Genomic DNA, 19,452 nt, shown 5'->3' with positions numbered 1-19,452 from the left:
CTCGGCGCGCGCGGCGACGGACGCGCGGGCGGCCGCCGAGACGCCGCCGCTCGGGCGCGAGCCGGGCGCGGTGGCGGTGGCCGTGTTCGCCCCGGCGGTGTGGGTGTCGGTGGTGTGGGTGCCGGGGGTGGCGGAGCCTGTAGTGGGGCGGTCTTGCGTGTCTGACGGCGCAGTTCCCGGCGCCGTGCCCGGCCCTGTCCCGGCGCTGGCGGCCCCGGGTTCGCCGGGGCGTCCGCGCGGGGAGTCGACGGGCTGAGAGACCTCGAGAGCGCCGGTCTTTGCCGTGGGCTCCGTACCGTAGGAGCGCCGCGGCGCGCTTCTGGCGCCGTTCCCGTTCCCCTTGTCGGCGCGCGCGTCGCCGTTCGCGCCGTTCGCGCCGCCGTTCGCGTCGTTCACGACGTCGTCATCGCTTCCGCCGCTGCCGGCACTATCGCTACCGCTGCCCGTTCCGCGCATCACCTGGTGCCCCCTCGGGTGGTGCTCGTGGGCACGTTGCTCGACTCGCTAGGCGCCGCAGAAGTCGGAGCCGAGGACGACGGAGCCGCCGAACTCGACGCCGTAGCCGAGGCCTGGCTCGGGTCCTCGGAGTCGACGTATTCCGGCGACGGCATCACTGCGTTGGAGCTGTACGGCGCCAGCCAGCGGTTGTACATCCGCCGCCACGTGCCGTCGTTCCGGATCCGCTCGAGCGTGGAATTGACCTGCCGGGCGAGCCCGTCGGTGCTCAGCGCAGGGGTGTCCTTGGCGATGCCCACGCCATACGGCTCGGTCTGGAAGCTCTCGCCGATGATCTGCAGGTTGGGGTCCTGCGCGACCATGCCGGCAAGGATCGCGTCGTCGGTGGTCACGGCATCGACCTGGCCCTGCTGAATTGCCACGAGGCAATCCGCCCACGTGTTGACCGTGAGCACCGTGAGGTTCTTCGCCTCCTGCGCGAGCCTTGCCGAGGACGTGGTCCCCTGCGCCACACAGACGCGCTTGTTCGTGAGGTCGGACAGGCTCGTGATGTCCGAGCCGCGGAGCGTGAGCAGCCGCTGGTTCGCGCTGAAGTACGGCGCCGAGAACCGCACCTGCTTCTTCCGATCGCACGTGATCGACATGGACTTGACCACGACGTCCACCCGGTGGTTCGCCAGCGCGTTGATCCGCTCCGCCGAGGTGAGCGAGCGGAATTCCACGCGCGAGGGATCGCCGAAGATGTCGCGGGCGATCTCGCGCGCGAGGTCGACGTCGAAGCCCTCGAGCTCGCCGGAGACCGGATCGCGGAAGCTGAACAGGTTGGACCCCTGGTCGAGCCCGACGATGAGCCGGCCGCGCTCGTAGATCTGCGGGACGAGGTCCTTCGGCTCGGCGGCGGGATCGGGCCGAAGGGTCTCGAGCGGGTTGCAGTCCTGAGTTCTCTCGGTGGGCAGGTCGCTGAGCGACTGCACGCGGGCGTCGGCGGGCAGCGGCGGGCCCGAGTCGACGCTGGGGATGGCGCCCGATGTGGTCACTTCCGTGGATGACGGCGTAGGTGTGTCCGTCGCCAGGCCCGCATCGGTGCTCGGGCCGCAGGCCGCGAGTCCGCCGGCCACGGCGATCGCCGCGATCGCCAGCGCCGCCGAGCGCCGCGATGTAGGCACCGCGCCTCGGGCGCCGCCGTGGCGGGCGTGGTCGCCGGGGGAGGGGCGGCGTTCGGCGTCATCCCACTGCCGCATGGTGCGTGCGGCGCGTTTTCCGATCTGCACGGTCTCCTCCCTCCTACAGGTACTCGCGAACGCGCGGGGCGATGCCCGCGATGGACAAGAAGATGGCGACGACGGTGAGCGTGCGGACGGCGTCCGGGGTCGTGTCGCTCGTGGCGCGCGCCTCGTCGATGACCGTGCGGAGGCGGTCGCGGGCCTTCTCGATCGCGTCGACGAGCGCGGAGTCGAGCTGGTCGAATGCGGCGCCCGACTGGCCGGGACCCTGCCCCGTGGACGCCGCCGTGGCGCCCTTGTAATCGCCTTGCTGGTAGAGCGAATCGGCCTGTCGCTGAGCTGCCTGCCAGGCATCGAGGGCGTTGACGGCGTTGGTCACGGCCCCGTCGGCGTCGAGGCCGACATCGGCGTTGGCGCCCGAATCGAGGTACGCCGACAGGGTCCGACGGATCTCGGCCATGCGGCGGGTGCGCTCGTCCGAGGCGGCGACGGGATCGGTGCGGCGGACGATGTCGAGGGTCTCCTGCGCGCGGGCCTGCTGGACCCAGATTCGGGTGCGGGTGAGCTCGCTCATCGGGGCGGCGCCCTCTGAGAGGCCGCGGGAATTGCCCGAGGCCATGAGGAAGCCGCCGAGCGCCGTCCACACGAACGCGATGATGACGAGGATAGTGGCGATCCCGAGGCCGAGGTTGAACTTCCTGCCCGTGACCCGCCGCAGCCAGAGCTGCAGGAGCACGAGGAGCAGCGTGGCGAGGGCGAGGGCGATGAGGGAGAGCCACGGCGGCGAGGACCATTCGCCGGAGAACTCCTGCACGGAGGAGGACTGGGCGTCGAAGAGATCGGCGGCCTCGGGGAGGATCTGGTCCTGCATGAGCGAGGACGCCGAGGCGAGGTAGGCGCTGCCCACGGGATTGCCTATGCGGTTATTGGCGCGGGCCGTCTCCACGAGGCCGGTGTAGACGGCGAGGTCGGCGTTGATCTCCGCGAGGGACTGGGTGTGGTTGCCATCGGAGGTCTCGAGGCTCTGCGTGGCCGCGATGATCGCCGCGGAGCTCGTGCCGATGGCGTCGTTATAGCGGTCGCGCAGCTCGGGCGATTCCACGCCGCCGGTGAGGAAGGCGGTGTTCGCCGCCGAGTCCGCGATGGACAGCGACGAGTACAGGGTCTGCGAGGCGTTGGCGACGGGCTCGATCTCGGCGAGGAGGAGGTCGCGCTGGTTCTTGCGGTCTGCCGCTGTGGCCGCCGTGTAGAGGCCGGCGACGAGCACGAGTATGACGATGACCAGCGTGAACAGGACGAGCCTGCCCGGGGTGGTGTTGGTGTTCTTGACGAAGCTCGTGCTGCGCGCGCGGAGGCCGCGGCGGCGCGAAGGGAGATCGGGAAGCGAGGGCGCGACACGGAAGCGGTCGGCGAGGTCCACCGGAGACAAGGCCCACCTCCCTGCGATCCGAGCAGCGGGCGCAGGACGCACCGGTGTGTGCGGCCCGACCGCCGTTCCCGCGAACTGACGTGTACAAGACTAGAGACTATCGTCGCTATCCGTGCGATGTTACCCAAGTGGCTCGAGTGGCAGATGGGGATACGTGAGGTTCGCCCCCGGTTGGTTCCGGAAGCCGGCTCCCCGATACGCGGGCACTCGCTAGGGTGAGAGGGGTGTGCGGCCCTCGCGCCGCCCCGCGACGAACGACGGAAGTGGTTATGGATCTGGTGGACGAAGGGGACGGCGGCGGCTGGATTCTCGGCCCCGACGGGCAGCGGCGCTGGGGGCTCTTCGGTGCCGCCGGGCTGCTGCTGCGGGCGCCGAATCCGGACGATCCCTTCGATCCGCTCGTACTCCTCCAGCACAGGGCGAAGTGGACGGCGTCCGGCGGCACGTGGGCGCTGCCCGGCGGCGCGATCGACTCCGGGGAGACCCCCGCCGACGCCGCGCGCCGCGAGACCTTCGAAGAAGCCGGGATCGACCCGGCGGCCGTGCAGGTGCGCGACGAGCGCATCACCTCCCGGATGGACGGGAGCCCGCACCCCCGGATGTTCGTCGGTCCCGGGAGTGAGGACCGCTACCCTGGCACGCTGCCCGAGGGAATGAGTCGCGAGTCCACCGTCCACTGGACGTACACGACCGTGGCGGCCGATGTCCCCCAGGCGCTCGAGACCGTCGCCAACCATGAGTCCGTGGAGCTGCGCTGGGTGCCCGAGTCCGAGGTCGCCGAATTCAACCTGATGCCGGCTTTCGCTTCCGCCTGGCCTAAGCTGCGCTCTACCGGCGTGCGCTGCGTAGTGGACGTGGCCAACGTGCTCGGTTCGAGCGGCAACGGCTGGTGGCGGGACCGCGCCGGCGCGACCACCACGCTGCTCGGAAAGCTCTCGGGCGCCGTGCCGCGCACCCTGCTCCTCGATGGCGCAGTCCTATGGATCGGCGGCACCACGGTGGTGCTCGAAGGCGCGGCGAAGGGCGCCGAGGCCCCAGAGGGCTTGCTGCGCGTGGACGCCCCGGCCGCGGGCGACGACACAATCGCCGAGACGGCGGCCGGCGCGCTCGCCGAGCACGGCCCAGGCGCGGTGCTCGCAGTGACCTCCGACCGCGGCCTCCGCGAGCGCTTCCCCGCCGGGATCTCGATCCTCGGCTCGGGCCGCTTCCTCTCCGAACTCGGACTCAAGGAACGCGGCGGGAGCGGCGGCCGGGGCGGTCGGCCCTAGCCGAGGTCGAGTGTCGGCGCGCTGCACAGGCAGAACGGGTGGCCCGCGGGATCGGTGAACACGAGGAACGACACCCCCGTGCCGTTCTTCTCCGCGTACTCCACTCCCGGCTGGACCGGGGCCCGCGTGGCGCCCGCTGCCACCGCCAGCTCGGCAGAGGCCGTGAGGTCCTCGACGTGGAAATCGATATGAGCCTGCTGCGGCACCGAACCCTCGGGCCACGTGGGGCGCCGATACCCGGGGATCGTCTGGCAGGCCAGCGAGAGGGCGCTGGCCTCGCCCTCGGGTGGGATGAGGTCCACCCACTGGGAGTTGTCCGCCTTCTCCTTGACCGACCACCCGAGGAGATCCGCGTAGAAATGGGCGAGGGCGACGGCATCGTCGCAATCGATGGCGTAGACGGCGTGCACGGAACGAATCGGTGTGCTCATGGTTCCCATGCTCACACGGGAGTCCGACATTGTCTCGTGGCCCCGCGAGCGGCCCCGCCGCTACCGCTTCTCGAGCAATTCGCGCAGCTCGCGGGCGGCGGAAGAGGGGTCGGCGGCGCCGGTCACCGCGCGGACGACAACCACCCTGCTCGCCCCCGCCGCCGTGACCTCCGCGAGGTTCCCCGCATCGATTCCACCAATCGCGAACCACGGCTTCGCAGCCGGACCGGCGCCCACCTCGGCGTCTACGACCTGTGCCGCATGCGCGACCAGCGGCAACCCGGGTGCCTCGCGGCCCGGTTTGGTCGGCGTCGGCCACGTGGGACCGGTGCAGAAGTAGTCGACCTCGGGATCGGCGGCCGCGACATCGACCTCCGCGTCCGCGTGGCACGAGCGGCCGATAATCGGTCCGGGACCAAGGATCCGCCGCGCCTCGGCGACGGGCAGGTCGTCCTGCCCAAGGTGCATCACGTCGGCGCCGGAGGCCAGTGCGATATCCGCCCTGTCGTTGACGGCGAACAGCGCCCCCGCCGCCTCGGCCTCTTCGCGCAGGACGCGAAGCGCCGTCAGCTCGTGGAGGGCCTCGAGGGGGCCGGACTCGCGCTCGCCCGCCGAGCCCTTGTCTCGGAGCTGCACGATGTCGACGCCGCCGGCGAACGCCGCCCGGACGTTTCGGCGCAGCGCGGGGAATTCGCCGCCCCAGCCCTCGGCGCGGGCCTCGGGGTCGCGGTCCCTACGCGCGTCGATACATACGTAGAGGAGGGAGTCGCGGAGGCGGTCCGTGCGCCAGCTGCGGAGTGCGTCGGCGTCCGTGGGCCGCGGCGTATTCTGTGGGGCGGCCGGCTCGCGGCCGATCGAATCCGAAGCACTCATGCGTACACCGTAGCGGGGGGAGAAGGCGTGGACGAAGGCATGGACACGGGAGCACGTGCCGGACAGCGCGCCGTAGGCGACGCAGGGGCAAGCGCCGGTGCGGATGCCGGTGTGGTCGACAGTGCAAACGCCGGCGGCGGCGGACGCAGCGTCGCCGTGATCGGCGGCTCCGTAATCGGCCTGGCCATCGCCTTCCGCGCCGCCGGCGAGGGCTACTCCGTGACCGTGTTCGACCCCGACGGCGCAGGCCCCGGCGGCGTTCCCAGCGCCGCAGCCGCGTGGGTCGCCGGCGGGATGCTCGCGCCGTTCTCCGAGGCGTGGCCGGGCGAGCCGGAGGCGCTGGAGCTCGGCACCGAGGCGTTGGCCGCGTGGCCGGCGCTGCTCGACGAGCTCGCGCCGTTCGAGGACAGGGAAGGGGGAGGCCGGGCCGAAGCAGGCGCCCCTTCGAACACTGCCGCCGACGATCCCTGGACCTTCGGCCCCGTGCGGACCTCCACCGGCTGCCTCCTCCTTGCCTGCGACGAGGGCGATTCCCGCGACGTCGGCCTCGCCCTCGACTGGGCCATGGACGTCACGGGCCGCGCCCGCGTGAGCGACGCGCCCACAGCCGACCCTGCGGAGGCCGGCGACGGCACCGACGTGGACCCCGTCCGCCGCATCACCCGCAGGGCCGCGCGCGAGCTCGTCCCCGGCCTCACCGGGGCGATCCGCTCCGCGTACTTCCTGCCGGGCGAGGGCTCCATCGACAACCGGCGGCTCCTCGGGGCGCTGCGCCGGGGCGCCATCGCCCGCGGCGTCCGCTTCGTCCCGCGTCGGATCGAGGACCTCGCCGAGCTCACCGACCCCGCCACCGAAGCCCCCTTCGAAGCCATCGTCGTCGCGGCCGGCGAGGGCTCGACCCGCCTGCTCGACCTGCCCATCCGAAACGTGAAGGGTGAGGTCCTCCGCCTCTTCGAGCGGCCCGGCTGCGAGCCCGCGCCGCGCCACGTGGTCCGCGCGCAGGTCCGCGGCCGCCCGATCTACATGGTCCCCCGCGACGGCGGGCTCGTGATCGGCGCGACGCAATACGAACACGGCGACGACAGGCAGGTCACCGTAGCGGGCATCCGTGATCTCCTGGCCGACGCCGAGACGATCTTCCCCGGCATCGGCGAGTTCGAACTCCGCGAGGCCATCGCCGGGCTGCGCCCTATGTCCGCCGACAATCTCCCGTATCTCGGACCTGTGCCGCCTCAGCTCATCCGGGGGAGGGCCCCCGAACGGAACGACTCCGCCGCCGCCCGCTCCGGTTCCCCGCAGCCGCTGATCCTCGCCGCCACCGGACACGGCAGAAACGGAGTGGCCCTGTCGAGTGTGACCTCCGCCGTCATCCTCGCCTACCTTGAAGGGGGACGAGACGCGGACGTCTCGGCTGCCGCCGCTGCGGCCAGGCCGGACCGCGTCTTCGCAGAAGGGAGCGCACATGATTAGCAACACCGCAGGCACGGACTCCGCGGGAGCGGCGACGCTTTCCGTGCAGGTCAATGGGGAGCCGCGCGCGCTGCCGACCGGTTCGAGCGTCGCGGACCTCGCCGCCGCGCTCGGCCTCCCGGACACGGGCGTGGCCATCGCGGTCGGCGACGATGTCATCCCCGCGGGCCGCTGGGCCGCCACCGCGCTGGTCGATGGCGCCGAGGTCGACGTGCTCACCGCAGTGCAGGGAGGCTAGGCATGACGACGGACGTGCCTCCCGCCCCCGCCTCCCGCGAAGCCGCCGGTCCCGGTCTGGCGGTCGCGCCGCTCGTGATCGCCGGGGAGGAGATCCCGTCACGGCTCATCATGGGCACGGGCGGCGCTTCGAACCAGGACATCCTCCGTTCCGCGTTGATCGAATCGGGAACGAGCCTGACCACCGTTTCCATCCGCAAGGTCGACCTGCGGGCCGGGTACAACGGCGCCGGGCTGCTGCCGCTGCTCGACGAACTCGGGATCCGGACCCTGCCGAACACCGCCGGCTGCCGGACCGCGCGGGAGGCCGTTAAGACCGCCAAAATGGCGCGCGAGGCGCTCGGCACGAACTGGGTCAAGCTCGAGGTCATCGCCGACGAGCGGACCCTGATGCCCGATGCGATCGAGCTGGTCGCCGCAGCCGAGGAGCTGGTTGACGAGGGTTTCGTGGTCCTGCCGTACACGACCGACGATCCCACCGCGGCGCGGCGCCTCGAGGACGTGGGCTGCGCGGCGGTGATGCCGCTCGGCGCTCCCATCGGTACCGGGCTGGGCATCTGCAATCCGCACAACCTCGAGATCATCGTGGCCAACGCGGGCGTTCCGGTGATCTGCGATGCGGGACTCGGAACCGCATCGGACGCATCGCTGGCGATGGAGCTCGGCTGCTCGGGCGTGCTGCTCGCGACGGCCGTGACCCGCGCGGAGCATCCCGCAGCGATGGCGCGGGCGATGCGCCTCGCCGTGGAGTCCGGGTACCTGGCCCGCGGTGCGGGGCGGATCCCGAAGCGCTTCTGGGCACAGGCGTCGAGCCCGCCGGTCGACGACTAGTCGCGTGTCGCTGCGCATCCAAGGTTGACAAGGATCTCCGGTGAACATTGACAGCGCTGACCCTTGAAAGGCATGTCTGTCAAGATTGTTGGGCGTATACCAATTAGTTGGTGGGCACTTCCCGCGCGGCGAACTCGATCTGCAAGTACAACTCGGCTTCCGCTTCGGCCGACCCACTTCGTCGTACAGTAGAAAAGTGAACATGATCGATGGGCAGCGAGAGTGAGCCAAATGCAGCCGAAGAATCCATTAGATCCCATTGTTGAAGATAGGAACTCAAAGCGATTCGCCCGCATTTACGACTCGATGAACGAGCGCTCCGAGCGTAAGCTCCGCGGCGTTCGCTCTGCGCTTTTCCAGCACGTCGCGGGTAATGTCGTCGAGCTTGGGCCAGGAACAGGTGCGAACCTTCGATACTATGAGGCGGCTGAGCGCGTAACTCTTGTCGAACCATATCGCGCGATGCGTAAAATCTTAGCTGATCGCGTTGAAAGCGCCCACAATTCCGACGTTTTCTCTATTGTCGACGGGCGGGCAGAATGTGTGCCGGTTGATTCTCAATCAATCGACACAGTGGTGTCCACGCTTGTGTTGTGTTCCGTCCCGGACGTGGACCGCACTCTTGCCGAAATTCGGAGAATCCTTAAGCCAACGGGTGTTCTGGTATTTCTTGAACATCATGTAGGTACCGGCCCACGAAGTACGCTCCAACATGTCCTTACGCCGTTCATGAAGAAGTACGCAGCCAACTGTCACCTAGACAGAAACACGCCCAGGGCATTGTCCAGATCTGGTTTCTCCGTACAAACCACGATCACAGTCCCAAACGGCCTATCACTTCGAGTATCACCAACCTGGCCGATGGCTGCGGGCATCGCGACCCCAAGTTGAGCTAACGATCCATCCTGGCTGGTCGCTTTTAAGCGGCGTTGTCAAGAGGCTTCGTAACGATCGGCAATACCTGGAAACTGGCTACGCGAACCGTGCTCTTCCTCCTTCGCGTTTTCAGCCAGTGGCGAGATGAAAACTTGTGGGCTTAAATACACCTGCAATTCAAAACGAGATCCGAGCGCGAAGTCTACAAATGATCGCATTTTCTAATGGTAAATCTTGCTTACATCTCTGCACCTTTGATATATGGATGTTCTCCAAATTTAAGACCACAGCCAGGGCAGCCTGACCGGGTTAGTTCCTCGTTTCTCCATCTGTCCCGTGGTAGTGCCTGGGCTACGAGGCCGTGACCCCTAGCAAACGTCAAGCTTTTTCAACGTGTACTGGCTCCTGGGGTGAGGTCGATGCGCCGCAGTAGCTGGGCGTTGAGCGCGACGACAACCGTGGAGAGCGACATAAGGATCGCGCCGACCGACATCGGCATGACGAAGCCGACTGGTGCGAACACACCGGCAGCGAGCGGGACTGATATCAGGTTGTACCCGGCAGCCCACCATAGGTTCTGCTTCATTTTGCGGTAGGCGGCACGGGAGAGTTGGATAACTGAGAGCACGCTGCGCGGGTCGGAGCTGGCGAGAATGACACCGGCAGAGGCGATGGCGACGTCGGTGCCCGCGCCGATGGCGATTCCGATGTCAGATTGCGCCAGCGCCGGGGCGTCGTTAACGCCGTCGCCAACCATGGCGACTTTCTTGCCCTCCTTCTGAAGCTGGTCGACCTTTGCGGACTTGTCTTCGGGGCGGACGCCGGCGAAGACCCGGTCGATGCCGAGTTCCCTGCCGACCTTATTCGCTACTGCTTCGGCGTCGCCGGTGATCATGACAACCTCGATGCCGAGCTCATGCAGAGCGTCAACGGCGTCTCGGGACTCTGGACGGACCTCGTCGGCAAGCTTGAGACCGCCGATCACAGTACTGTCGCGGAGGACGTGCAGGATGATCGCACCCTCGGAGCGCCAGTCATCAGCCGCGTCGACTTCGCCCTGACCGGTTTCCTCAAGAAGGCGAGGACCCCCGACTCGAATCTCCTGGCCGTCCACGGTGGCGGTGACCCCGACTGCCGGTGAGGAGGAGAATCTGTCTGCGGGCTCGATCGCCAGTCCGCGGTCCTCGGCAGCGGCGACGATAGCCCTAGCAAGAGGATGCTCGCTGTCGGCCTCCGCGGCCGCAGCCAGGGCGAGCACCTGGTCGGCGTCAAGGTCACCAGTCGGTTCAACACCGGTAACGGTGGGTTCCCCCCGGGTCAGGGTCCCGGTCTTGTCGAAGAACACGGCGTCGACCTGCCGCATGGACTCCAGCGCCAGGCGGTCTTTGACCAGAACGCCGCCTCGGGCGGCGCGCTCGGTCGCGATGGCGACGACCAGGGGGATTGCCAAGCCCAGGGCGTGCGGACAGGCGATGACGAGCACCGTGATGACACGTACGACCGCGTCGTCGGGACTTCCGACCAGCGTCCAGACGACAGCCGTGATGAAAGCCGCTCCGAGAGCGAACCAGAACAGCAAGGCGGCGGCCTTGTCGGCGATGCGCTGTGCGCGAGAAGAGGAGTCCTGGGCCTCGGCAACCAGTCGATTGATACCAGCAAGCGCGGTGTCGTCGCCGGTGGCGGTGATCTCGACGCGCAGGCCGGAGTCGGTAGCCACGGTGCCCGCAGTGACCGCGTCGCCCTCACCGCGGGTGACCGGGCGCGACTCGCCAGTGATCATCGATTCGTCCATTTCGGCACGCCCGTCGACTACGGTGCCGTCGGCGGGGACACTGCCGCCGGGACGCACAATCACTACGTCCCGGACACGCAGGTCGGCGGGATCGACCTTCACGACGTCCTCGCCCTCGATGCGCTCGGCTTCGTCGGGCAATAGCGCGGCGAGAGAATCCAGCGCCGACGTGGTCTGCGCCAAGGAACGCATCTCGATCCAATGCCCCAACAACATGATCACGATGAGCAGCGCCAGCTCCCACCAGAATTCAAGCTCGTGGTCGACGATCCCAAGGGTGGCGGCCCAGGAGGCGAAGAAAGCCACGGTGATACCGAGCGCGATGAGCAGCATCATCCCGGGCGTGCGGCTCTTCAGCTCGCCCCACCCGCCGGTGAGGAACGGCTTGCCGCCCCAGACGTACATGACGGTGCCCAGCGCGCCGGCGACCCAACCCGCCCAGCCGGGTACCGAGTAGCCCAGCAACATGGCGAACATGGGCGAGAGCGCCACAACCGGAACCGCGATGACGAGGTTGATCCAGAAAAGACGCCGGAACTGGCCCACATGGTCACCATGCCCGGCATGGTCGCCGTGGCCCATATCGTGCCCTTCATGCCTCGCCTGCGAATCGACTGCGTGGACATGGTCCGACGCCGCGGCGGCGTGGTGGCCGTTCCGAGCCTTCTCGGCTGTGTCGACATGGCGATGCTGATGTTCGTTTGGACCTGTCATCGACTTACTCCCCTCGTGTGGCCGACTCAGGAAGCCGGCTGGATCTCGCTCTCTACGACCCACTTGTGGTTCGTCATGGTCATGCCGTCGGACTCGTAGTCGACCATGTAGACGGTTTCGTCGGTAGAGGAGGCGATTGTCGCCTTCGCGCCCTTCATGCCCTCCATGTGCTCGGCCTCGAGTGTGACCTCGGTGCCGTCGGCCAGGCGCTGCTCTCCGGCGTCCTTGATTTCCTCCTGCACGACCCACTTGTGGTCTTTAACCGGAGCCCCACCTGTGGTGGGCGTGAAATTCACCGCATATGTGAAGGTGTCGAACGCGCCGGCGACCGTAGCGTTAGCGCCATCCATGCCCTCCATGTGGTCGGCGGTGAGCTTGACGTGGGTGCCGACCGGGTACTTCGGGGATGCAGCCTTCTCTATGCCCTCGGGGGCAGGACCTCCATCCATAGGGTGCTCCATCGAAGAGTGGTCCATTCCGCCTTCGGCGCTGCCACCATTGCTTCCGTGGCCCTCATGCTGACTGGTCGACGATGTCGCCTGCTCCTGGTCCTCGCCAGTGCTGCAGCCAGTGAGCACGAGCGCTCCACTGAGCACTCCCGCGAGCATGGTCGTCTTGACGTTCTTTTGCATGTCATCTCCTGACGTAGGTGAATCGGCATTCTCGACTATACCCCAATGGGGTATATGGAGCTGCCCATTCCCCGACCCCTGGAAGCTGACGACGAGGACCACTTAGAAGACTAATCCGGCCCGGCGCGGGAACATTGAGTCACGCGATCAGCTAGTATTGCCGTGCCGACACGGAGGCTTGATGGAGCTAGCGGACGCTGGCGCTTGAGATTAATTCAGCGACAGGTTCGATCCCCACCGCTTCGATTTCCATGCCGGCGAGTTGGTTCGTCCAATGCCATGGGCCGCGCCGGACGTCGAATGCCAGGCTCGCCACGCTGCGAGCTCATCGTTCGATAAGCGAATCATCCGCCGCTGCATGTTGCCTGGCATCATCCAGCAGAGAGACGTGCTCGGTTGACCTGGCACTTTACCCTTCTGCTGCAGATTTGGTTTGTCCTGCCATGAGCGCCGTTTTCATGTTGCTCAGCATGAGCCCGAATCGTCTGCATCGACCATGGACGTCTGCTTGCCCAATTTCGCTTGGGGTTCTGGATGCAGCCAAGCGAGGTGTCGAAGCCAGGTGATTTTGCAATGGTTACTTCGTGAATTGAAAGCATTGTCATTAGCAAACTTCGACAAGGCGACATAAAGTTCGTGAGCCCAGCGCACTTCGTTTGTCGACGTCCAGTCAATCGAGGCCGCATTTCCAAACCTTTGACGCGCCACGTCATAACTGCAGGATTCGCGAAAGCCCCCGCCACGCGGAGAGCATAGCGGGGGCAGGGAGGAACGCGAGCGGGGACTTACACGTCGACGTTTGCGAGTTCCCCGAGCGCGCCGACGGGGACTGTGGCCAGGGGGCCTCCCGCGTGCGGGTTCGAGTCCAACTCGGTGATGGCGGCTGTCGCGGCCGTGACCTTCGCAGCAAGCCACGCGTGCGCCTCGGGCACCTTCGCGGCCTCGGCCTTCGCGGCGGCGTACTCCGGAGCGCGCTTGGTGAGGCCACGCTCCACCGCGTCTGCGACCAGCGAGGAGGAGTTACCGCCCAGCGTCTCCAGGGTTTCCACGAGAGGCGCGAGGTCCGCGGACTCTGCCTCGGCGATCAGCCTTGCCGCGTTCGCGGGGTTATCGGCGATGGCGGCGCGGATGGTCTCGGAGCGGCGCGCGTGTCGCAGCTCCGCGAGGATGGCGGCCTGCGTGTCGGCCGGCGGGGCCAGGAGCTTGGACCGCACGGCGGCCGGGCGCCCGCCTAGATTGTCGAGGGCTGCGGCGGTGCGGGTGGTGATCTCCTCCAGGTCTCCGGCCCAGCGGGCGCGGCGGTGGTCGGCGGCGAACGCACGCCCCTTGCCCTCGGCCGTGAGGTCTCGGCTGGCCCGGTAGGCATCGGCGGTGGCGCGGCCCTCGGCGGTGATGCGGTCCAGCTCCGCGGCGGCGTCGGCGAGGCGGAACAAGCCAGTGAAACGGCGGGTGGTGGGCATGATGTTCTCCTACTTGTTGGGGTCGGCGGCCGCGATGATCGCGGCCATGAGGGAATCGAGCGCGCCCTTGCTGGACGCCTCGGCAGAATCGGGAAGGGTCGCGGCGAGGGCGAGGAGCTTGTCCACGGCGATCCCGTAGACGGTGGCGAGCGAGCGGACGGCGGCCGGGTCCAGTACCTCGGCGCCGAGCTCCAGTGCGAGGCGCCGTCCGGCTTGATCTGCGAGCCCGGCGGAGCGCTCGGCGAGATCGGCGCGGGAGGCGGTGGTGCGGGCGACAGCTACGGCGGTGGCGGCCTCGGTCGGGGTTGTGTCGAACGAGACCCCGGCGAGCTTGGCCGCCCTGCCCACGGTGCTCGGTGCGCAGTCGAGTGCCCGGGCGATGGCCGCGCGAGACTCGCCTCTACCCGCGAGATCCGCGACCCGGGGGGCAATGCGCTCGTATAGCGGTGGGTCGCCTTTTTGTGCACGCCCGGGCGACGGGTCACGGCTCGTCATGGATCCGCTCGGCGTAGTCGGTAGCGTCGGCGGCCTCGGCGTCAAGCCACGCTGACAGCTCCACGGCGAGCGGTCCGGCGGCCTCGGGGTGGTCGTGAGCCAGTTCCTCCAGGGCGGCGATAACGGAGGCGAAGGGGGACAAGGTGGGCATGGTGTTCTCCTCGGGTGGTGGTGGGGTTACGCGGCGCGGCCGGTGGCTCGTCGCCACCTCGCATCGCAGGTGTGGCATCGGCCGTGCGCGGAATGCCGGACATGCCCCGCGGGGACGGGCGGCCGGGACATGGGTCGGTCGCAGTCCGAGCACTCGGGTGCCGGGGTGGGGCGCGGCTGGGCGGTGGCGATACCGGCCACCCGGCGGGACGCGGAGTAGCACCCCGAACAGAGGCCGCGGGCCTTCGGCACCACGTGGGCGAAGGAGCGGCCACAGGCGGTGCAGGCGTCCGGCTCTCCCCCGGCGACGGCGCGAAGAGCCCGCAGGGTGGCCACATCGCCCCGACAAACCACACCGGCCTGGATGACGCCATTTGCGAGCGCGGCGATGGTGGCGTCCAGGGTGGTTCCGGCGGTGAGCGCCGCGGTGGCGCACGGCTGGCGGTAAGGGCACTCCTTGCAGGAGAAGAGAGCACGCCGGGCGGACTCGGTCCGGTGCCAGCCCTCCCGCTCCCCCGGTTGGAGGAAGTCGTCGGGGTGGTCGGCGCACGGAACATCGTGGGGCGGGATCCAGGTCATGCGGCGGCCCCGGGCCAGACGGCGGCCTTGCCTTCGCGGCTCCATTCCTCCGTCGCGAGTGCGAGGGCGAGGGCGGCGCGTGCCTCGGGGGCAGTGAGCTTCCATGCCGCGGCGGCGGAGGCCTGGGGGCCGTGGGAGCGGCGGATCAGGCGGAGCCGGGCAACGCTCCTGCGAGCACGGACGTTGAACAGGTCGACATTGCGGAGGACGCGGGTCACGGGTGGATTCCTTCCGGGCAGGTGGCGGCAGCCAGGTAGCGGCTGCGGGAGTCGAGGACTGCGGAGCCATCGGCCACGAGGGCATCGAGGGCGGCCGGGACGTGGGGGCGGTGCTCGGCGGGGACGCCACCGGCGACGGTGCGGGCGTCGAGGGCGTGTTCGGGGTGGAGGGCTCCGAGGACTGCGGAGCGGGCCGACTCCAGTGGGGACGACAGTGGGGCTCGTGCGCGTAGGGGTGGCCCGACAGGCCCAACTGGCCCGACAGGCTCCACTGGCTCTAAGGTGGGAACATTTTGTTTTCCCAGGTAGGAACCAGTCAGGCCATTGGGGCCACCTATATTTGCATTAGGGACTGTCGGGCCAGTCGGGACAGTGGGGACACTCCCGGGGAGATCCCACACCGTGCGGCGAGGGAACCCCTCGGACCGCGACACGACGCCCAGGGCCTTGGCCGCCCGCTTTAGCGTCCGCTCGGCATGACCCACCTTCCGGGCATCCGCCTTCACCGTCGCCGAGAGCGTGCCCGGGTTGAGGCGCAGGTAGTCGTCCAACCATTCCTCGGCCGCGGTGCGCTCCGTGGCGTCCGCTTCATCATCCACAGCCTCGAGTAGGTCACGGGCAGAGCGGGAAGACTCCCCATGCCAGTCGATCCGCCCCACGGTCGTTGTGCCGCCCGAGGACAGCGGAATCTCAGCGGAGACCACGGAGCACTCCCGGCAAAGCTCGCGGTCTGCCAAGTTGCCCTTGGTGTTGCTCACGACGAGCGCGCCGGTCTCCTCGTCCTTCGCCACAGACAGGACAGACCGGGCGACCTGAGACCATGCGATGGACCCAAGGATCAGGGCGCCCGAGTCGTTGCTTGTCCGCTTGCCGAAGTGCACGAGCGCGAGGAACGCCACGTCGAGTTCGTCGGCGATGGCAGCCGCGGGCTCCAGGAACCGGCGCACGTCGTCGTCGCGGTGGTCGTTGAGCACCGACGACATGGCCGACTTGGCGGCGTCCAGCACGACTAGCCCAATGCCCTCGGCGCGGATCAGGTCCGCGAGCATGTCGTAGTCGTCTGGCAGGCGCAGCGTGCCGCCCAGCTCCCCGAGTGACACATCGAGGAAGCCCACCATGTCGAGGTCCGCACCGGCGGCCACCAGGCGCGGCTTTACCGTCATGGATCGAGAATCCTCGGTGACTAGGCACAGCGTGCGCAGGGCGTAGCCGTTATCGAGTTCCCCACGGGTAGCGCGAGCCACAATGTCGACGGCGAGAGTGGACTTGCCGTGCCCCTCACGGCCCGCCAGGAGCGTGATAGAGCGGCGCGGTATCCACGCCTCCATCAGCCATTCGATGCGCTCCGTGCGGACGCTGGACGCGGGTACGTAGGTGAGGCGTCGGCGGGGCGGCCCGTCCTCGGAGTGCAGCGGCACAACCGGGGCGGGCGGCTCCTCGTCGGCAGCCTGGGACGCCCACACCCCGGGCGCGATCTGGTAGTCAGATTGGGTCACGCGGCTCCCTCCTCGGGTAGGAGCTTGGCGAGGTCTTCGAGCAGGCGGCGGTCCTCGGCGCTGTCCGCTCTGGTCCACCTCTCCCGCAAAACTTCACGAGCGACGTGGGCCGCATGGCCGGTGGCGGCGAGGTGAAAGATCCCGGCAAGGGCACCGTCCTCGGAGACTGGGATCTCCTTGTTGAGGAGCGGGTCTCCTCCGGGGCTCCGGCGCCGGTAGTCAGTGCGGCGGAGCCAGCCTTCGCGGTGATCGTGCGCACGGTCGTGCGCGTCGCTGGACACCTCAGCTCCATGCGTTCGTCGGGACGCCCAACGCCTCAACGTCGGCGCGCTTCACCCGCAGGGCACGGGGGCCGAACCTGTAGCCCACGAGGGTGCCGTCTGCGATTCGTCGCCGGATGGTGGCCGCGGAGACACCGATCACCCCGGCGGCCTCCAGGAGGGTGATGAACTTGCGGTCCGCGTCGCGTGCGGCATTCGGGGGCATGTGCTTCTCCCTTGTCGGGCGCTCCCTGTTGAGCGCAGGGAAAAGGTAGGACGGGCCACGTAGAGGCTGGAGAGCGCTTTTCTTGGCAGAACGCCACAGTGACGCGCACTCACTCCGCCGGCCATGCGCCCAGCGGTCACCTGGGAATGCCTCGGGGCGCCACGGTTACCCCGCAGCGCCCCGGCGCGATATTCGATTGACAGACGGAAAGGTGACGAAAGTCACTAGTGGTTAGGCGGTTGAAATACGGCCCATCAGGTCCGCCGGGCGCTCGGCACGGACTTTCATGTAAACCCCGACGATGGTCGAAACGTCCTCTTGCCCCAAGATGGCGCCGATCTCCTTTGGGGTCGCGCCCGCCTCGGCCAGCCGTGTGATCAAGTAGTTCCTGCCGTAGTGGCTAGTGAGATCCGGCCGCACCCCGGCAGCCTCCCGCGCCCGCCCGAACACAGACCTCCACGAGGTGTCCATCACGGCCGCGCCCGTCCTGGTCGCGGTGACCAAGGCGCCCGGCGCCTGATCGTCCATGTCCTCCAGGTGGGCACGCAGCACGGGCAGCCACTCCGCGAGGACTGGCACGTCCCTACGCCCGGCCGCGGACTTAGGCGGCTGGCGCACCATACGGTAATGCCCATCCGTGCCCTTCACCCGCTGGAAGTTCGCGCGAACCTGGACAGTGGCGCGCACCCCGTCGCCACTGCCCGTGATGATGATGTTCTCCCGGCGCAGCGCAAGCATCTCCCCCACCCGGAGCCCGTGGAACAGAACGAGTGCCCCGGCGAGCCGATACCGCTCCGGCAGCTTGCCAATGATGGCGTGCAGCTCCTCGGCGGTCAGCAAGGTCTTAGGCTTGGGCTTGGGCTTGGCCTTCGCCGCGCGGACGGCGACGGGGTTGGCGGGAATTAGTTCGCGCTCCACAGCAGCGGCGCACGCGGCGCGCAGTAGGACATGCGCATTGCGGTTGGCCGTTCGCGTTTCGGGCCACTGCATGCACACAGCGTCCCACCACGCGTGCGCGTCGCGCGCCGAAAGCTTCACGAGTGGAATGACTGCCAGCTTCCCGGCCGCACCCTCCACGTTGAGAATCCGGCCGTTCGCCGTGTTGGTGTATCCCTGCATCGTGGACGCGCGCAGCGAGGGCGCCCGCAACTCCAAGTAGCGGGTGATCCATTGCCCCACGGTGATTTTCTCGGCCTCGGCCTCGGTGGAGCGGGCCGCGGGCGGGCTCCACGCCTCCAAGTCGATCAGGCGCCGCTCGGCAGATAGCCAACCTTCGGCGTCCATCCGGGTGGCGAAGGTGCGCGGCGCTTTGTGCCGGGCGGCATCCGGGCCGGTGTAGCGGGCGCGGAACCTGCCGGACGGTAGGGCCGCGATTTCGCCGAACGACCGCTTAGCCGCCTTCTTAGGCGCCTTGGCATTGGTGCGGGTAGGGGGTTGCCCCATCTCTCCGAGTCCCTCCAGGTAGACCCCACGGCTTGGCGTGGGGAGTTCACGACGTAGGCCCTGGGCGGCGTGGGGAATGTGTGGGTAATCCCTGCACTCCCGTGCGCCGTTGTGCCTACTTGGCGAACTGACGTGGTGTGTCTCCTACCTGCAAAGAAAAAGAAAAACCCCTGGTAGCAATCTACCAGGGGCATTCTGTATGGCGGTGGCGAAGGGATTTGAACCCTTGGTTGGGGGTTACCCAACACTCGCTTTCGAGGCGAGCTCCTTAGGCCGCTCGGACACGCCACCGCCGAAAAGGCTACCTGCGGAACCGTCTGGCGGCCAAATCAGCGGCCAAACCGGCGCCCAACCCTGCTCCGAATCCCCGCCCAATTACCGCTTGTCCTCGAAAAACGCGGTCATCAGCTCGCCGGCTTTGTCGGCGAGTACCCCGCCGCGCACGGCAGGTCTCCACAAAAGCCGGCGGTCCCGGACCACGTCGAACAGCGAACCGCACGCCCCGGTCCGCGGCTCCCACGCACCGAAGACGATCGCCCCCACCCGCGCGGCGATGGCCGCACCGGCGCACATCGTGCACGGCTCGAGGCTCACCACCAGCGTGCACTCGGTGAGCCGCCAGCCATCTCCAAGCGCCTCGGTGGCGGCGCGGAGCGCGAGCACCTCGGCGTGCGCGAGCGGATCGCCGTCGGCCTCGCGCCGGTTCGTGGCCGCCGCGATCTCCCGCCCTTCGGGGCCGAAGACCACGGCGGCGACTGGAACATCGCCGTCAGGCGTCTCGGCGGCGAGCGCGAGGCAGCGCCGCATCCGCTCGGCGTCGCGGCGCGCGAAATCGGGCTCGGGCAGGAAACTGGAGGACATCGACCGGGACCGCCTTCCGGAAGAGCGGCCGG

General features: G+C 68.4%; 21 protein-coding genes, 1 tRNA gene and 1 pseudogene. 5 read left to right on the top strand and 18 right to left on the bottom strand.

The genetic code is table 11. The annotated features are described in order from the left end of the window. From V7E05_RS01095 to V7E05_RS01085, 3 genes and pseudogenes are all read right to left on the bottom strand, one after another. Positions 1 to 396: pseudogene (locus V7E05_RS01095) on the bottom strand (hypothetical protein); the annotation flags it as partial. A 59-nt stretch (positions 397 to 455) separates the two neighbouring features. Continuing rightward, positions 456 to 1,727, bottom strand: coding sequence for a glutamate ABC transporter substrate-binding protein (locus V7E05_RS01090; RefSeq protein WP_333617833.1), 1,272 nt, complete (start codon positions 1,725 to 1,727; stop codon positions 456 to 458). Positions 1,728 to 1,740: 13 nt separating this feature from the next. Next, on the bottom strand, positions 1,741 to 3,108 hold the full coding sequence (locus V7E05_RS01085; protein ID WP_333617832.1) for a hypothetical protein: 1,368 nt from the start codon (positions 3,106 to 3,108) through the stop codon (positions 1,741 to 1,743). 269 nt (positions 3,109 to 3,377) lie between these two features. On the opposite strand from V7E05_RS01085, the gene V7E05_RS01080 reads away from it, so the two are divergent. Further along, positions 3,378 to 4,376: an NUDIX hydrolase gene (locus V7E05_RS01080; protein WP_333617831.1), complete on the top strand. Its 999-nt coding sequence runs from the start codon at positions 3,378 to 3,380 to the stop codon at positions 4,374 to 4,376. On the opposite strand, the gene V7E05_RS01075 is transcribed toward V7E05_RS01080, so the two are convergent. Further along, positions 4,373 to 4,807 (bottom strand): VOC family protein, encoded by a 435-nt coding sequence (locus V7E05_RS01075; RefSeq protein WP_333617830.1) that lies wholly within the window; start codon positions 4,805 to 4,807, stop codon positions 4,373 to 4,375. The two genes, V7E05_RS01080 and V7E05_RS01075, sit on opposite strands and share 4 nt — an antisense overlap. Before the next feature lie 60 nt (positions 4,808 to 4,867). Beyond that, a complete protein-coding gene (gene thiE / locus V7E05_RS01070; protein ID WP_333617829.1) occupies positions 4,868 to 5,680 on the bottom strand; it encodes a thiamine phosphate synthase in 813 nt (270 codons plus the stop codon). Between the two features lie 39 nt (positions 5,681 to 5,719). Between thiE and V7E05_RS01065 the strand changes: the two genes are divergently transcribed. From V7E05_RS01065 to V7E05_RS14260, 4 genes are all read left to right on the top strand, one after another. Then, positions 5,720 to 7,150: an FAD-dependent oxidoreductase gene (locus V7E05_RS01065; protein ID WP_333617828.1), complete on the top strand. Its 1,431-nt coding sequence runs from the start codon at positions 5,720 to 5,722 to the stop codon at positions 7,148 to 7,150. Then, complete coding sequence (thiS, locus tag V7E05_RS01060) at positions 7,143 to 7,388, top strand: sulfur carrier protein ThiS (protein WP_333617827.1); 246 nt, start codon at positions 7,143 to 7,145, stop codon at positions 7,386 to 7,388. Before V7E05_RS01065 ends, thiS begins: the two co-directional genes overlap by 8 nt. Before the next feature lie 2 nt (positions 7,389 to 7,390). Next, positions 7,391 to 8,218, top strand: coding sequence for a thiazole synthase (locus V7E05_RS01055; RefSeq protein ID WP_333617826.1), 828 nt, complete (start codon positions 7,391 to 7,393; stop codon positions 8,216 to 8,218). Between the two features lie 231 nt (positions 8,219 to 8,449). Beyond that, on the top strand, positions 8,450 to 9,109 hold the full coding sequence (locus V7E05_RS14260; RefSeq protein ID WP_442891560.1) for a class I SAM-dependent methyltransferase: 660 nt from the start codon (positions 8,450 to 8,452) through the stop codon (positions 9,107 to 9,109). 41 nt (positions 9,110 to 9,150) lie between these two features. On the opposite strand, the gene V7E05_RS01050 is transcribed toward V7E05_RS14260, so the two are convergent. From V7E05_RS01050 to V7E05_RS00990, 13 genes are all read right to left on the bottom strand, one after another. Next, positions 9,151 to 9,312 (bottom strand): hypothetical protein, encoded by a 162-nt coding sequence (locus tag V7E05_RS01050; RefSeq protein WP_333617825.1) that lies wholly within the window; start codon positions 9,310 to 9,312, stop codon positions 9,151 to 9,153. Between the two features lie 170 nt (positions 9,313 to 9,482). Continuing rightward, positions 9,483 to 11,600, bottom strand: coding sequence for a heavy metal translocating P-type ATPase (locus V7E05_RS01045; protein ID WP_333617824.1), 2,118 nt, complete (start codon positions 11,598 to 11,600; stop codon positions 9,483 to 9,485). Positions 11,601 to 11,626: 26 nt separating this feature from the next. Continuing rightward, positions 11,627 to 12,232, bottom strand: a complete 606-nt coding sequence (locus tag V7E05_RS01040; protein WP_333617823.1) for a YdhK family protein — start codon at positions 12,230 to 12,232, stop codon at positions 11,627 to 11,629. A 785-nt stretch (positions 12,233 to 13,017) separates the two neighbouring features. Further along, positions 13,018 to 13,692 carry a hypothetical protein gene (locus V7E05_RS01035; RefSeq protein ID WP_333617822.1) on the bottom strand — a complete coding sequence of 225 codons (675 nt, stop codon included), beginning with the start codon at positions 13,690 to 13,692 and terminating at the stop codon, positions 13,018 to 13,020. 9 nt (positions 13,693 to 13,701) lie between these two features. Beyond that, positions 13,702 to 14,187 carry a hypothetical protein gene (locus V7E05_RS01030; protein ID WP_333617821.1) on the bottom strand — a complete coding sequence of 162 codons (486 nt, stop codon included), beginning with the start codon at positions 14,185 to 14,187 and terminating at the stop codon, positions 13,702 to 13,704. Further along, complete coding sequence (locus V7E05_RS01025) at positions 14,174 to 14,338, bottom strand: hypothetical protein (RefSeq protein WP_333617820.1); 165 nt, start codon at positions 14,336 to 14,338, stop codon at positions 14,174 to 14,176. Before V7E05_RS01025 ends, V7E05_RS01030 begins: the two co-directional genes overlap by 14 nt. A gap of 574 nt (positions 14,339 to 14,912) precedes the next feature. Next, positions 14,913 to 15,134: a hypothetical protein gene (locus tag V7E05_RS01020; RefSeq protein WP_333617819.1), complete on the bottom strand. Its 222-nt coding sequence runs from the start codon at positions 15,132 to 15,134 to the stop codon at positions 14,913 to 14,915. Then, on the bottom strand, positions 15,131 to 16,630 hold the full coding sequence (locus tag V7E05_RS01015; RefSeq protein ID WP_333617818.1) for an AAA family ATPase: 1,500 nt from the start codon (positions 16,628 to 16,630) through the stop codon (positions 15,131 to 15,133). The genes V7E05_RS01020 and V7E05_RS01015 overlap by 4 nt, the downstream gene beginning before the upstream one ends. Further along, the gene (locus V7E05_RS01010) at positions 16,627 to 16,911 is read right to left on the bottom strand and encodes a hypothetical protein (protein WP_333617817.1); all 285 of its coding nucleotides are present in this window, start codon (positions 16,909 to 16,911) and stop codon (positions 16,627 to 16,629) included. The genes V7E05_RS01015 and V7E05_RS01010 overlap by 4 nt, the downstream gene beginning before the upstream one ends. Position 16,912: 1 nt before the next feature. Beyond that, the gene (locus V7E05_RS01005) at positions 16,913 to 17,116 is read right to left on the bottom strand and encodes a helix-turn-helix transcriptional regulator (RefSeq protein ID WP_333617816.1); all 204 of its coding nucleotides are present in this window, start codon (positions 17,114 to 17,116) and stop codon (positions 16,913 to 16,915) included. Positions 17,117 to 17,347: 231 nt separating this feature from the next. Then, a complete protein-coding gene (locus V7E05_RS01000; RefSeq protein WP_333617815.1) occupies positions 17,348 to 18,559 on the bottom strand; it encodes a tyrosine-type recombinase/integrase in 1,212 nt (403 codons plus the stop codon). 200 nt (positions 18,560 to 18,759) lie between these two features. Continuing rightward, a tRNA-Ser gene (locus V7E05_RS00995) sits at positions 18,760 to 18,850 on the bottom strand. Between the two features lie 84 nt (positions 18,851 to 18,934). Then, positions 18,935 to 19,420, bottom strand: coding sequence for a nucleoside deaminase (locus tag V7E05_RS00990; protein WP_333617814.1), 486 nt, complete (start codon positions 19,418 to 19,420; stop codon positions 18,935 to 18,937). Positions 19,421 to 19,452: the final 32 nt, after the last annotated feature.

The sequence above is a fragment of the Dietzia sp. genome (assembly GCF_036741115.1).
GTDB lineage: Bacteria > Actinomycetota > Actinomycetes > Mycobacteriales > Mycobacteriaceae > Dietzia.
Note: the sequence above shows the minus strand (reverse complement) of the source record. Positions and strands in the feature narration are given on the sequence as shown.

Coding starts and splice junctions, on each gene's coding strand:
- V7E05_RS01000 (WP_333617815.1), bottom strand. CDS start 18,559: ATGGGGCAACCCCCTACCCGCACCAATGCCAAGGCGCCTAAGAAGGCG.
- V7E05_RS01065 (WP_333617828.1), top strand. CDS start 5,720: ATGGACACGGGAGCACGTGCCGGACAGCGCGCCGTAGGCGACGCAGGG.
- V7E05_RS01045 (WP_333617824.1), bottom strand. CDS start 11,600: ATGACAGGTCCAAACGAACATCAGCATCGCCATGTCGACACAGCCGAG.
- V7E05_RS01055 (WP_333617826.1), top strand. CDS start 7,391: ATGACGACGGACGTGCCTCCCGCCCCCGCCTCCCGCGAAGCCGCCGGT.
- thiE (WP_333617829.1), bottom strand. CDS start 5,680: ATGAGTGCTTCGGATTCGATCGGCCGCGAGCCGGCCGCCCCACAGAAT.
- thiS (WP_333617827.1), top strand. CDS start 7,143: ATGATTAGCAACACCGCAGGCACGGACTCCGCGGGAGCGGCGACGCTT.
- V7E05_RS01075 (WP_333617830.1), bottom strand. CDS start 4,807: ATGAGCACACCGATTCGTTCCGTGCACGCCGTCTACGCCATCGATTGC.
- V7E05_RS01050 (WP_333617825.1), bottom strand. CDS start 9,312: ATGCGATCATTTGTAGACTTCGCGCTCGGATCTCGTTTTGAATTGCAG.
- V7E05_RS14260 (WP_442891560.1), top strand. CDS start 8,450: ATGCAGCCGAAGAATCCATTAGATCCCATTGTTGAAGATAGGAACTCA.
- V7E05_RS00990 (WP_333617814.1), bottom strand. CDS start 19,420: ATGTCCTCCAGTTTCCTGCCCGAGCCCGATTTCGCGCGCCGCGACGCC.
- V7E05_RS01035 (WP_333617822.1), bottom strand. CDS start 13,692: ATGCCCACCACCCGCCGTTTCACTGGCTTGTTCCGCCTCGCCGACGCC.
- V7E05_RS01030 (WP_333617821.1), bottom strand. CDS start 14,187: ATGACGAGCCGTGACCCGTCGCCCGGGCGTGCACAAAAAGGCGACCCA.
- V7E05_RS01080 (WP_333617831.1), top strand. CDS start 3,378: ATGGATCTGGTGGACGAAGGGGACGGCGGCGGCTGGATTCTCGGCCCC.
- V7E05_RS01025 (WP_333617820.1), bottom strand. CDS start 14,338: ATGCCCACCTTGTCCCCCTTCGCCTCCGTTATCGCCGCCCTGGAGGAA.
- V7E05_RS01040 (WP_333617823.1), bottom strand. CDS start 12,232: ATGCAAAAGAACGTCAAGACGACCATGCTCGCGGGAGTGCTCAGTGGA.
- V7E05_RS01005 (WP_333617816.1), bottom strand. CDS start 17,116: ATGCCCCCGAATGCCGCACGCGACGCGGACCGCAAGTTCATCACCCTC.